The organism is Aquimarina sp. Aq78 (genome assembly GCF_900299525.1).
In the GTDB taxonomy this organism is placed as follows: domain Bacteria; phylum Bacteroidota; class Bacteroidia; order Flavobacteriales; family Flavobacteriaceae; genus Aquimarina.
In genome coordinates, this window is sequence record NZ_OMKA01000023.1 from 105,551 (window position 1) to 118,981 (window position 13,431).

The 13,431-nt window shown below is 32.8% G+C and carries 14 protein-coding genes; 12 read left to right on the forward strand and 2 right to left on the reverse strand.

Annotated features, from left to right (window positions below; all coding sequences use genetic code 11):
- The 9 genes from hemC (at position 1) to DG435_RS13740 (ending at position 7,130) form a co-directional block, all read left to right on the forward strand.
- Positions 1–912, forward strand: coding sequence for a hydroxymethylbilane synthase (hemC, locus tag DG435_RS13700; protein ID WP_106791571.1), 912 nt, complete (start codon positions 1–3; stop codon positions 910–912).
- A 1-nt stretch (position 913) separates the two neighbouring features.
- The gene (locus tag DG435_RS13705; protein WP_106791570.1) at positions 914–1,573 is read left to right on the forward strand and encodes a uroporphyrinogen-III synthase; all 660 of its coding nucleotides are present in this window, start codon (positions 914–916) and stop codon (positions 1,571–1,573) included.
- An 85-nt stretch (positions 1,574–1,658) separates the two neighbouring features.
- The gene (gene hemE / locus DG435_RS13710) at positions 1,659–2,690 is read left to right on the forward strand and encodes a uroporphyrinogen decarboxylase (RefSeq protein WP_106791569.1); all 1,032 of its coding nucleotides are present in this window, start codon (positions 1,659–1,661) and stop codon (positions 2,688–2,690) included.
- A gap of 2 nt (positions 2,691–2,692) precedes the next feature.
- A complete protein-coding gene (locus tag DG435_RS13715) occupies positions 2,693–3,184 on the forward strand; it encodes a hypothetical protein (protein ID WP_159025473.1) in 492 nt (163 codons plus the stop codon).
- A gap of 142 nt (positions 3,185–3,326) precedes the next feature.
- Positions 3,327–4,115: an EI24 domain-containing protein gene (locus DG435_RS13720; protein ID WP_106791567.1), complete on the forward strand. Its 789-nt coding sequence runs from the start codon at positions 3,327–3,329 to the stop codon at positions 4,113–4,115.
- A gap of 60 nt (positions 4,116–4,175) precedes the next feature.
- Entirely contained in the window at positions 4,176–5,078 is a 903-nt protein-coding gene (gene hemF / locus DG435_RS13725; RefSeq protein WP_106791566.1) for an oxygen-dependent coproporphyrinogen oxidase, read from the forward strand.
- Positions 5,079–5,093: 15 nt separating this feature from the next.
- Positions 5,094–5,867 (forward strand): hypothetical protein, encoded by a 774-nt coding sequence (locus DG435_RS13730; protein WP_234387050.1) that lies wholly within the window; start codon positions 5,094–5,096, stop codon positions 5,865–5,867.
- A gap of 201 nt (positions 5,868–6,068) precedes the next feature.
- Entirely contained in the window at positions 6,069–6,680 is a 612-nt protein-coding gene (locus tag DG435_RS13735) for a hypothetical protein (protein ID WP_106791565.1), read from the forward strand.
- A 45-nt stretch (positions 6,681–6,725) separates the two neighbouring features.
- Entirely contained in the window at positions 6,726–7,130 is a 405-nt protein-coding gene (locus DG435_RS13740) for a hypothetical protein (RefSeq protein WP_106791564.1), read from the forward strand.
- Between the two features lie 11 nt (positions 7,131–7,141).
- On the opposite strand, the gene DG435_RS13745 is transcribed toward DG435_RS13740, so the two are convergent.
- Together DG435_RS13745 and DG435_RS13750 are read right to left on the reverse strand one after the other, a co-directional pair.
- Positions 7,142–8,494 carry a PAS domain-containing sensor histidine kinase gene (locus tag DG435_RS13745; RefSeq protein WP_106791563.1) on the reverse strand — a complete coding sequence of 451 codons (1,353 nt, stop codon included), beginning with the start codon at positions 8,492–8,494 and terminating at the stop codon, positions 7,142–7,144.
- Positions 8,494–9,858: a sigma-54 dependent transcriptional regulator gene (locus DG435_RS13750; RefSeq protein WP_106791562.1), complete on the reverse strand. Its 1,365-nt coding sequence runs from the start codon at positions 9,856–9,858 to the stop codon at positions 8,494–8,496. The genes DG435_RS13745 and DG435_RS13750 overlap by 1 nt, the downstream gene beginning before the upstream one ends.
- A gap of 274 nt (positions 9,859–10,132) precedes the next feature.
- On the opposite strand from DG435_RS13750, the gene DG435_RS13755 reads away from it, so the two are divergent.
- From DG435_RS13755 to DG435_RS13765, 3 genes are read left to right on the forward strand one after another with little or no spacing between them, the layout of a single operon-like run.
- Entirely contained in the window at positions 10,133–11,437 is a 1,305-nt protein-coding gene (locus tag DG435_RS13755; protein ID WP_234387049.1) for a TolC family protein, read from the forward strand.
- 1 nt (position 11,438) lies between these two features.
- Positions 11,439–12,689, forward strand: coding sequence for an efflux RND transporter periplasmic adaptor subunit (locus DG435_RS13760; RefSeq protein ID WP_106791560.1), 1,251 nt, complete (start codon positions 11,439–11,441; stop codon positions 12,687–12,689).
- Between the two features lie 32 nt (positions 12,690–12,721).
- The gene (locus DG435_RS13765; protein WP_024769638.1) at positions 12,722–13,417 is read left to right on the forward strand and encodes an ABC transporter ATP-binding protein; all 696 of its coding nucleotides are present in this window, start codon (positions 12,722–12,724) and stop codon (positions 13,415–13,417) included.
- Positions 13,418–13,431: the final 14 nt, after the last annotated feature.

Sequence of the window (13,431 nt, forward strand, 5' to 3'; positions counted from 1 at the left end):
TTGGCAAGAACGATTCGTATAGGTACCAGAGATAGTGAATTAGCACTTTGGCAAGCTAATACCGTGCAAAAAAACTTAGAAGAATTAGGATATAAAACCCACTTGATTCCCGTTAAATCAACAGGTGATATTATATTGGATAAACCATTGTATGAATTAGGGATTACAGGAATTTTTACCAAAACACTGGATATAGCCATGTTACATGGTGATATTGATATTGCTGTGCATTCGATGAAGGACGTTCCTACGATTCTACCAAAAGGGATAGTAGAAGCTGCCATTTTAAAACGAGCTAATGTAAATGATATTCTGGCCCATAAGGGGTTGGATTTTTTAGAAAATAAAGGAACAATTGCTACCGGAAGCCTTCGAAGAAAAGCACAATGGTTACATAAATACCCAACACATACAGTAGTTGATCTGCGAGGAAATGTAAATACACGAATGCAAAAACTGACTGATAGTGATTGGAATGGTGCCATATTTGCCGCTGCAGGATTAGAACGTATTAATCTAAAACCCGATAATTATGTTGATCTGGATTGGATGATTCCCGCTCCAGCACAAGGAGCTATGTTGGTTGTTGCTAAAGAAGAGGATAAGTATTGTCAAGAGGCTTTATCAAATTTGAACGATAAACCATCTGAAATATGTGTACATATCGAACGAGAATTTCTACGAGAATTAGAAGGAGGTTGTACTGCACCAATAGGAGCGTTAGCAAAAATTAAGAACGATAGTATTCACTTTACTGGAGCTTTATTTAGCCTCGACGGAAATGATAAGATTGAAGTGAATAAAGAAATAAAAATAGGTGATGTTGAAAATCTGGGTGAGATATGCGCTCGGGAAATATTGAATAACGGAGGACATGAATTGATGAAAGAGATAAAAGCAGAAATAGGATAGATTGGATACTTCACCAACAATACTCTCAACCAAAAAACTTTCTGCAGCTCAAAAAGAGTTGTTGCTAAATACAGGCATTGGATTTGTCGAGTACGAAGCCATAACTATTAAGCTTTTAGAAATTAATATTGAGGATACAGTCCAGAATGCAATTTTCACAAGCAAGAATGCTGTGAAGGCAATTAAAAATTCTGGAATGGTTGTTTCAAACTGTTTTTGTGTCGGCGATAATACTAAAAAACTGTTACAAGAAAATGATCTAAATGTGGTAGAAACTGCTCAAAATGCATCAGATTTAGCCGAAATCATTATTAAAAAGTATAAAAACGACTCTTTTTTGTTTTTTTGTGGAAACTTGAGAAGAGATGAATTACCTGATCTTTTAGAACAAAATAATGTTGAGGTAAAAGAGCAAATAGTATATAAAACACATTTAAAATCAAATAAATTTAACCGAACGTTTGATGGAATATTATTTTTTAGTCCATCCGGAATCCAAAGTTATGTTTCAGAAAACAAAATAGAAGAAAGTGTTTCATTTTGTATAGGAAATACAACTGCTTCTGAAGCTAAAAAATATACAGACAATATTATTGTGGCCAATAAACCTACAGTCGAGAATGTAATTGTTCAAGCTGTAAAATATTTTAATAAAAAATAAATTATGATTTTGGATACAGACCAGAATCATTTTGAATACTAAATAATAAAGCGATTTTCGCTTTTGCGAAAATTCACAACAGCATATGACAGCACTAAAAAACGATCTATTTCTTAAAGCACTAAAAGGAGAAACTGTAGAACGCCCACCAGTTTGGATGATGCGTCAGGCAGGACGATATTTACCAGAGTTTCGCGCACTAAAAGCAAAATATGATTTTTTTACGCGCTGCAGAACACCAGAACTGGCAGCAGAGATAACCGTACAACCTATAGATATCATTGGCCCCGATGCCGCAATCTTGTTCAGTGATATTTTGGTGATCCCGCAAGCAATGAATATCGAAGTCGAAATGAAAGACGGGGTTGGACCCTGGCTTCCTAATCCAATTCGATCTTTAGCAGATGTAGAACAAGTAATTGTTCCTGATGTTTATGAAGAATTAGGATATGTAATGGATGCGATTAAACTAACAAAAGAACGATTAGATAACCGTGTTCCTTTAATTGGTTTTGCAGGTTCTCCATGGACGATTTTATGTTATGCTGTACAGGGACAAGGGTCTAAGAATTTTGATAAAGCCAAAGAATTGTGTTTTGCACAACCAGAAGCAGCACACCAATTGTTACAAAAAATTACCGATACTACTATTGCATATCTTAAAGCAAAGGTAGCGGCAGGAGTTAATGCAGTCCAGGTATTTGATAGCTGGGGAGGGATGCTATCACCAGTGGATTATCAGGAATTCTCATGGAAATATATCCAGCAGATTATAGATGCACTAAAAGAAGAAACCGAAGTAATTGTTTTTGGAAAAGGATGCTGGTTTGCATTACAGGAAATGGCGCAATCAGGAGCTGCTGCTCTTGGTGTAGACTGGACCTGTTCTGCACGTAATGCGCGTTATCTTACCGGAGGAAATATAACATTACAAGGTAATTTTGATCCTTCGAGATTATTATCTCCACCTGCAGAAATCAAAAAAATGGTTAAACAAATGATAGATGCTTTTGGTAAAGATCGTTATATCGCTAATTTGGGGCATGGGATTTTACCTAATATTCCTGTAGAGAATGCTCAAGCATTTGTAGATGCAGTAAAAGAATATCAAGCATAAGAATGAGTATTAGGAGTCTGTTAAGACGATTGAGTTTTAGGCAAATCCTTAGATTAACAGGGATAATGCTTCAGAATCCGTTACTTATCTATCCAACGTTAAAAGCTACAAGGAGAACCATGATTATTTGTGATTTGCACTATGGAAAAGCACATCATAAAAATGGAAAAGCTAATGCTTTTCGACATGCGTTATGGAATATATTGATTTGTCGGACTACTTTTAGAATAACCAAAAACAAAGAAAAATCTATAGCCTGGACAAAAAAAATTACCGATCTACACGAAAAATTAGCTCCAAACAAACCAATAGAAACTGCGATGGATTTGCATAATAATGAGATCGGTAGAAAATATTTTTTGGACCTGACCATCGGTTTCGAAGAAGAAATGATCTCTTTTTTAAAGGAAAATACCCAAAAAGCTAAGAAAGTAACAGATATCAAAGAAATACTGGATCATAAGGATAAATTGATTTATCTTTTGGAGATGTAGAAATAAGTAAAAGATAACCCTTCATTGGTTTTTAAAAACCGGTGAGATCTATACTAGATTTTGAAATATTTCAAAAATTGAAACAAAAATGATAAAATGACTACTTATATAAAGGAGTAAATCAATCAAAAAACAGTGACCAATGCTTAAAAATATCATTAACGGGATCAAGGCTTATTTCGGGACGTTCAAACTTATTTCAAAATTAGGATTATGGAAATTTTTTGCTGTACCTATTTTGATAAGTGTAATCACAGGATTATCTTTTATGGCATTAGTGTATTTCTTTTCAGATAATTTGGGTGCTTTAATTGCTCGGATTTGGGTTTGGGAGTGGGGAGCAGAAACATTTGCTACCATTAGTACATATATTGGTGGTTTATTGATCCTGGTGATAGGATTAATATTATATAAGCATATTGTAATGGCATTATCCGCTCCATTTATGAGTCCGGTTTCAGAAAAAGTAGAAACGCACTTTTTGGGAGAAACAGATCATGTGCATCGCAATACATCATTTAGCCAACAATTATCAAGAGGTATCCGTATTAATGTGCGAAATCTATTTAGAGAATTACTATTTATGATTCCGTTGATTATTTTAAGTTTCATTCCGGTTATAGGTATTGCAGCAACAATACTAATCTTTCTCATACAAGCATATTATGTAGGTTTTGGTAATATGGATTATACTATGGAACGCCATTTTAATTATAAAGAAAGTATTCGGTTTGTAAGAAAAAATAGAGGAACCGCTATTGGTAACGGAATTGTGTTTGTACTCATGTTATTTATACCAATTATAGGATTTATTATCACCTTACCTATATCTGTGGTTGCAGCTTCTACCGAGACTGTGAAAATTTTGAAAGAAAAAGGATTAATTGAACTAAAAAACACATCCGAAGAGGTTTCCAAAATCGAAGCGTAAATAGGGTGGCTAATTTCTATTAGGTTTATAAAATCTGGTAAGAATATTTACATAATTATAATGAAAGATAAGTTTTATCAATACATACAAGACTTGCAAGATACCATAACCTCTAAATTAGAGAAAATAGATGGTCAAGCTAAATTTCGAGAAGATCTATGGGAGCGCCCCGAAGGTGGTGGTGGAAGAACCCGAGTGATCGAAAACGGAAATGTATTCGAAAAAGGAGGTGTAAATATCTCTGGAGTTCATGGAGCACTTCCTAAAGCCATGCAGAGCTATTTTAATGTAGGTGATGTTGACTTTTTTGCCTGTGGTTTGTCATTAGTATTACATCCTAAAAACCCAATGGTGCCAACAGTACATGCTAATTGGCGTTATTTTGAAATGTATGATACAAACGGAACTATCGTAGATAGTTGGTTTGGTGGGGGACAGGATTTAACGCCTTATTATCTCTTTGATGAGGATGCAAAACACTTTCACCAGATATGTAAAAACTCTTGTGATGCCCATCACTCGAATTTTTATACTACCTACAAGAAGAAATGTGACGAATATTTCTACAATACACATCGTGGAGAAGGTCGTGGAGTAGGAGGTTTGTTTTTTGATTATTGTAAAGCAAATGATACGACGTCGATGCAAAACTGGTATGATTTTGTAACCGAAGTCGGGAATAGTTTTTTAGAAGCATATACTCCAATTGTAGAGAGAAGAAAAGATCTGCCATATACCGAAATGCAAAGAGAATGGCAGGAAATTCGACGTGGACGCTATGTAGAATTTAATTTGGTGCACGATAAAGGAACTCTATTTGGACTAAAAACGAATGGAAGAATAGAAAGTATTCTAATGAGTCTTCCCCCTCATGTGCAGTGGCGATATGATCACCATCCAGAAGCGGGTAGCGAAGAAGCGCGACTAGTAGAAGTACTAACAAATCCAAAAGATTGGGTATAACCACTTACAATATTTATGTTGAAAATAATTAGAAGGATAGGTCTTATCATTAACTGTAAGACATTTATCATTACTTTTCTAGCCCTGATATCCAGCTATGGATGTAGATATTTTGATTTTACGGCTAATTTCCCATTAACTTTAATTGCTACAGCTATTGTTTTTCCAATCGTTTTTTCTATTGGAGGCGCATATAAGCGTAGAGAAACTGCATTAGATGAATATGGTAGTATCAAAGCGCATGGCAGAGCATTGTATTTTGCAACAATACACTGGTTAGAAAATCCACCGGTAGCTCTTAAAGAAGATTTAAAAATTCATTTAGAGGGATTATTGAACGCCTGTAAGCATATGTTTACAAAACCTGTAGCCGAATTAGAAAATCATGAAAAGGAGGTATACAGAAATTTTACAGAACTATCTTCTTTTATAAAAGAAATGAGAAAACACGGATTACCCTCGGGAGAAGCTTCACGTTCGAATCAGTTTTTAAGTAAAATGATGATTTCTTTCGAAAAAATTAAACATATCTATCAATATCGTACTCCCAGAACACTAAGAACGTATAGTGATATTTTCATAGTCATTCTTCCAATATTATACGGGCCATACTTTGCTTATAAAGCACAAGAATACGCAATAGGATTAGAATTTGCAATGCCAATTTTGTATAGCGTTATTTTAGTAGCCTTGGATAATATTCAATCCCATTTAGAAAATCCCTTTGATCAACAAGGAGAAGATGATGTTAATTTTAACGTAGAAAAGTTTATTTCTAATTTAGAATAGAAAACGGGATAATTGGCCTGTTATTACAATACATAATGCCATATAATACTTACTTAAAAACCAAGAATAGAAATAAAAAATCAGTTAAAGTGTTTAAAAATTCGGCTGAATGACAATTATGTGGTTTTTTTTTATTAACTTGCAAGACAATCATTTAGGGCTTATCTATAATAATGTTATATTAATTAACACAAATGCCTTATGAAAAAAATTCTACTATTGCTAATCGTTATCCTTGTTGTAGGGTGCGAATTTTTACCCAAAGAATCTAAGTTTTCTAAATTCTCTAAGTTTTCTAAAAACACAATCGAATTTAGAAATAACACTATTGTGCTTACAAGTGGTTATTCTAAAACATCTCCTGAAGAATTTAAAAATAGACTGGATTCATTAGAAAATAAACCAAAATTTAAAAAGGTTGCTTTACATGAATTGAAAAAAATAGAAGATAAAAAAGTAGATTTCGAACTATTTGTTGATGAAAACAATGTAGAGAATTACGTATTTATCTATACTTGTGATTTTTATCAGTTTGATGAGCATAGAGCTGCTAGAGTTGTAGCCGCGCTTAATGATCAATTGCAAGATGAATCTAATGTTCAGGAAGTAAAATATAAAAGAATTCATGGTCGATTTTTCTTTACTCCAACTTCGAAAGTAGTTAAGCTTAAATATCTAAAAGCCTATAAAAAAGATAGAAAATTTCAGACAGAGTATATAGTTGCGTCAAAATCCGGAGGAATTGGATTGTTGATTAGTAATCTGGAAGATATTGATTTTGAAAGCTCTATAAAACGATTTGCATCAAAATAAGATTATAGATAGTAATATTTTTTATCTTTATTCTTTTCATAAATCATGCAAAGAGTAAAGATAATTTTTGTTGTTATTTTCATTGTGAGTTGTGCTCGTAGTGTAGAACCAACTGTAGAAAATATTAATAAAATATTTACGTCTAAAGATTTTACTTTTGAATTTAATAGCCATACTGGAGATAAAAAATCTCTTAGTTTTAGGAATGATTATCTAGTTTATAAAAGTGATAAACCTACATATCGCAGAGAGATAAATTATGATGAGGTGCTTTTGATCAACGACTTTATTCAAAAGATCGTTAATCGTCATTCTAAAATATTGGATCCAGAAACATCATCACATTATATTATAAAAAATACAGCGTATAAAGTAGTAATCATACCAGATCAGGAAGATTACTACTTTGATGCTTTGCTTAAAACATTAAAACTTGATAAGGTAAAATAAGGAATAAACTTTTATTCAAAAAGTAATGAGAATGAGGTCTCCTTATTAGGTATGGAATAAACGGTTAGACTTCCTCCATGCATATGCATGATTTGTTTAGAAAGACTTAAACCAATGCCAGTACCCTCTTTTTTGGTAGTATAAAAAGGTATAAATATTTGACTCATGATATCTGGATGAATTCCAGGACCATTATCTTTAACTGTTATATATTTTTTCCCTTCGGGTGTAATTCCCAGAATAAGCATAAGAGTTGCTCTTTCGGTCTCTTTTAAAGCCTGAATTGCATTTTTACACAGGTTTACCAATATCTGGGTAATTTGCTTTTCGTCTGCATAAATTTCGAGATCTTCTGTAGTATTAAGAATATCAAAAGAAATGATATTAAAATCAATTTCCTGGCTCATCAAAACTTTTACCTTTTCTAATAATTCATCTACTTTGATAATTTTCTTATCGGGTACAGGTACATTTAGAAAACTACGATACGATTGTACAAAACTCATTAAATCATTTCCCTGATTTTTGATTACTTCTAACCCTTTTGCAGTATTGTGAATCTTGTTTTCATCTATCTCTGTAACCGGTATGATTCCACTTTTATCTTTATAATAGCCCAAAATAGATTCTGATATTGAAGTAATAGGAGTGACAGAATTCATAATTTCATGAGTCAAAACCCTAATGAGTTTTATCCACGAATCTGTTTCTTTTTCATCTAATTCGTTATGGATATCTTGTATGGTTATTAACCTTAGAACCTCATTGTTTAATACTATTTCTGAAGATTTAATAGCTAGTTGTATAGTCTCTCGCTCATTGGTGAGTTGAAAAAGTTTTCGTTCGAATGGTTTGATATTATTAAATAAGCTATATAATTTTTTATCAACCTGTGCTAGTTGTTTTATATGATTTAGTGGAGTGTAATTTAGTAATTTTTCGACCTTAGGGTTATTAAAAAGAATATGCCCTTTATGATTAAAGGTTAAAATACCAATTTCTGCTTGTTTTAGTATTTCCTGATAATACTGTTCCTGTCTCTGGTTTTTTAAGTGTACTTCTCGAATTACATCATTAAGACTATTAAGACTTTGATTTAATTCATTAAACGATTTTGGACCTCCTTTTTCTGGAAATCGAAGTGTGAAATCTTCATTCTTAATTGAATTAAAAAAATAAGCAATCTTTCTATTATTATGGTTTAAATATTTGATTAAAAATATAGTTTGTAATAAAAATAATAATAGAACAAGAAATGAAAAAACATATAATTCTTTAAAAAATGCAAAGGCTAACATTAGTGCGGTTAAGGAAAGCATTACGACTCTTAGGATTAGTTGTGTATAGAGATTTCGACTTACCATTAGTTTTCTGATTTTTTTATTTTGTTATATAAAGTCTGTCTTGAAATGCCAAGTTGATTTGCTGCAGCACTATAGTTTCCATTATGTTTGTCAAGTGCTTTAGCAATCATAAGTCGTTCCATTTCATCAAGAGTTTCTGGGCCTTTATCCAAAGAAATTCCCGGATTGGTACTTAATAAAAAATCCGTTGGCTTCAATACATTTCCTTCGCATAAAATTACTGCTCTTTCTATAGTATGTTGTAGTTCCCTTACATTTCCTGGCCAGTGATACCCCATTAGTTTTTCTTCGGCAGTAGTATTTATTCGAAGAGACGGTTTACCATATTTTGACGCAAATTTTTTCAGGTAAAAATCTGCCAGTATCAAGATGTCATTATCTCGTTCTCGAAGTGGGGGTACTTCTATATGAATTGTATTAATTCTATATAGTAAATCTTCACGAAATATACCATCATCTACCATTTGACTAAGGTTACAATTAGTAGCACAAACCAGGCGTATGTTTACAGAAATAGATTTATTAGAACCAACCCTTACTACAGTTCTGTTTTGTATTGCAGATAATAGTTTTGCCTGAGTTTGTAGCGATAAGTTCCCGATTTCATCAAGAAACAAGGAGCCGTTATTTGCCGCTTCAAACTTTCCCGCTCGATCTTCTTTGGCATCTGTAAAAGCTCCTTTGGTATGACCAAAAAGCTCACTTTCAAACAATGTTTCTGATATTGAACCCATATCTACACCAATAAAAACTTCATTTTTACGAGGAGACATCCTATGTAATTCACGAGCTATTAGTTCTTTCCCTGTTCCATTTTCACCTGTGATCAAAACATTGACATCTGTTTTAGCTACTTTTCTAACTAAGTTCAAGACAGCGGTAAGTGCTTTAGAATTACCAATAATATAATTACTGTCCTGGTTGATTACTCGTTTCAGATGGTTTTCTTTCTGTTTTAGTTCTTGTACTTCTTTTCTGGATTTACGAAGTAAAAAAGCTGACTTTATTGTAGCCAGTAGCTTTTCATTATTCCAAGGCTTTAATATAAAATCGGAAGCTCCTTCTTTTAAGGCTTTTACAGCAAGATCAACAGCACCATAAGCTGTCATCATAATTACCGAAGTATGAGGAGCTTTTTTCTTTATCTCTCTTAGCCAAAATAAACCTTCATTTCCTGTATTTACACCAGCAGAAAAATTCATGTCTAATGCAACAATATCAAAATCACTTAAATTTTGTAATGAAGAGATTTGATTTGGATTAGAAATCGTCTTAATATGTTTGTATTCAAACTGCAATAAGATTTCTAGTGCACTTAAGACACTCTTATTATCATCGATGATTAAAATTTTTCCATCCTGCATCATTTGATATTTATGTTAACATAGTAAAACTACAAATTTGAAATAGGACTTATATAGGAGTGTAAAATTATTTGACACTATTTGTATAATAATTTTACATTTCTAAAATTCAGTTTTAATTTTTTTATATTTAAATATCTGATATAAAGGCGTTTATGTTTTTGGCATGAGATTAGGTTAAGGTTTGGTATCTAAATATTATTTAAGTGTTTAATAAATGATAAATTCTAAAAACAAAATCTTATATTTTCTCTTGATCTTGATATCAAATACGATGTATTCTCAAGAATCATGGTCATTAGATGATTGTGTAGCCTATGCTGTAGGCCATAATCTACAGCTCAAGGATTTTAAATACAATCAAGATGCTAACAAAGAAACATATCGGCAGTCGGTAAGAAATTTATTACCAAATATCAATGCATTTTCAGATTATAATATTAGATATGGAAGATCGGTAGATCCAAATAATAACAATATTGTAAACACTGATTTTTTCTCAAATAATTATAGGTTGAATGCAGAAATTGATTTGTTTAGAGGTTTTCAAAAATTAAATACGATAAAAGCTTCGAAGTTTTTGCATAAAGCAGCAAATGAAGAAGTACTGCATCAAAAATATCTATTAGCATTTAGAGTGATGTCTGCTTTTTATGATATTCAGTTTATGGAAGGGCTTTTAACTATTTCTAAAGAACAAGAAGAGGTATCTGATACTAATTATAAACTTGTAAAAAGACAAGTAGAACTTGGTCAAAAAGCAAAAGCTGATTTGTACGAAGCAGAATCTGCTTTATTAGCTGATCAATTATTGGTTACTCAAAATGAGAATAATGTAGCAGCAGCAAAGCTTAAACTTATACAAGAAATGAACTTAGAAGATGTCACTACTATTTCTATTCAATCTTCTCTTATAGAAGCTGATGAGAATGTAGACATTCTTCGAGCAAATAAAGATTCTATTTACAGTAATGCCACAACTTTTGTTCCTATCATAAAAGCACAGGAGTTAAAAGCAAAAGCAGCCAAAAAGCGATTAGCCATAGCCAGAGGGGGGCTATACCCCTCTCTGTCTTTTTTTGCAGGGTATCAAACGGGATATTATGAAACTAATGTCAATGACACCACAGGAGAAGTTATCTCTTTTAAAAACCAAATTAAGGATAATGTCTCAAAATATGTTGGAGTTTCACTTAGCATTCCTATCAGCAACGGATGGTCAAATCGTTCACGTGTAAAACAACAAAAGGTAGAAATGATGAGGGCAGACAATAATTTTGATATTCAAAAACAAGAAATGTTTAAACTCATTCAGCAACTTGTTCAAGAAGGAGATGCACTACGCACAGAATACCGACAGAGTTCACAAAAAATGAAAGCACAGATTTTAACTTTTGAGATAGCACAAAAGAAATATGAAAAAGGATTGATAAGTGCTATAGAACTCAACCAATCTAAAAACTTATTAGCGAACTCACAAAATGAAAACCTACAGGTGCAATTACGTTTAAAAGTAAATGAAAGTACATTGGATTTTTATAACGGATTACCTGTTTTTAATATAAATAGAGCACAATAAAATGGATATAAAGATTGAAAAGAAAAAAGGATTAAGACCTAAACATTATGGATACATTGCTATAGGTATAGTATTGTTTTTTGTAGGTTGGAAAATGGTATCCGGAAATTCGGCAGCTACATTTAGAACAGAAAAAGAAAAATTGTCGATAGCAGAAGTTTCTTTTGGGAAATTTGATGATTATATTACTATTAATGGTGCAGTAGCTCCAATAAGTACAATTTATATGGATGCTTATGAAGGAGGTAGAGTAACAGAAAAACTTATTGAAGAAGGAGCAATGGTAAAAAAAGGAGATATTATATTAAAGCTAGAAAACAGTGCTCTTTATGAACAGATTTTGGCTAGTGAAAGTAATTTAGCTTTGAAACAGAATGACCTTCGTTCGACAAAGTTGACTTTTGATTCTAGACAAGTAGAAGGCCAAAAAGACTTGGTGAGTTCAGAATATGAATTACAAAAATTGAAGCGAAATTATGAACAGAGTAAAGCTCTCTTTGAAGATGAATTGATTTCTCGGGAAGAATATCTAATTTCAAAAGAAAACTATGAGCTATCCAAAAAACGACATGAAATAATTAAACTACAAACAGAACAAGATAAATCCCTTCGCGCTACTTCTTTGTCGGGATTAGATACCGATCTGGAGCGTATGCAAAAAACACTTTCTATGGTGTATGAACGTCTGGATCATTTAAATGTAAGAGCTCCAGCCGATGGTCAATTAGGATTTCTGGATGCAGAAATAGGACAAAATATAAGACAAGGACAACGAATAGGGCAGATAAATGTTTTAACAGATTATAAAATAGAAGCAACAATAGACGAACATTATATCGATAGGGTAAAAAGAGATTTGATTGCAGTGTTGGATCGTAATGGTACAGAGTATCAACTTCGTCTTCGTAAAGTATATCCCGAAGTACGTAACGGGAAGTTTAAAGTAGATCTGGTTTTTGCAGATCAAAAACCCGAAACCATACGAACTGGGCAGAGCTATAATATAAAACTGCAGCTAGGAGCATCAAATGATGCACTTTTATTACCTCGGGGAAGTTTTTTCCAGAGTACAGGAGGGCAATGGATTTTTGTTGTAGATGCTTCGGGTGAAGTAGCATGGAAAAGAGCCATACGTATAGGAAAACAAAATTCGAGATATTATGAGTTACTAGAAGGATTAGAAGCAGGAGAAAAAGTAATTACTTCAAACTATGATAGTTTTGGAGACGCCGAAAAAATAATTTTAAAATAAATAGCATTTAGAAAATAAAAATCAATCAAAAAATGATACAGATAGAGAACATAAAAAAGAGTTTTAGAACCGAGGAAGTAGAAACTCTGGCATTAAATAATGTAAATCTAAAAGTTGAAGCAGGAGAATTTGTGGCCATAATGGGGCCATCGGGTTGTGGGAAATCTACTTTACTCAACATCATTGGTATGTTGGATAATCCTAATGAGGGATATTATCACTTTAATGGTCATGAAGTAGGCGGATTAAAAGAAAATCAACGTACCAAAATTAGAAAAGGGAATCTTGGGTTTGTATTTCAGAGCTTTAATTTGATTGATGAACTTACCGTTTTTGAAAACGTAGAGCTTCCTCTGATTTATCTTAATATAAAAAAGAGCGAACGGGAGCAAAAAGTAAGACAGGTGCTAGAGCGAATGAAAATTGCACATCGCGAAAAGCATTTCCCACAGCAATTATCAGGAGGGCAACAACAGCGAGTAGCTATTGCCAGAGCTGTAGTAACCAATGCTAAGTTAATTCTGGCAGATGAGCCAACAGGAAACCTGGATTCTAAAAATGGTATCGAAGTGATGAACCTACTTACCGAACTTAACCAGGAAGGAACTACCATTGTTATGGTAACACACTCAGACAGAGATTCTCATTATGCCCACAGGGTTATTAATCTGTTTGATGGACAAATTGTGACCGAAAGCCAAAATAAGCCTTTCAAGGTCAATGTGTAATACGCATCAAATAA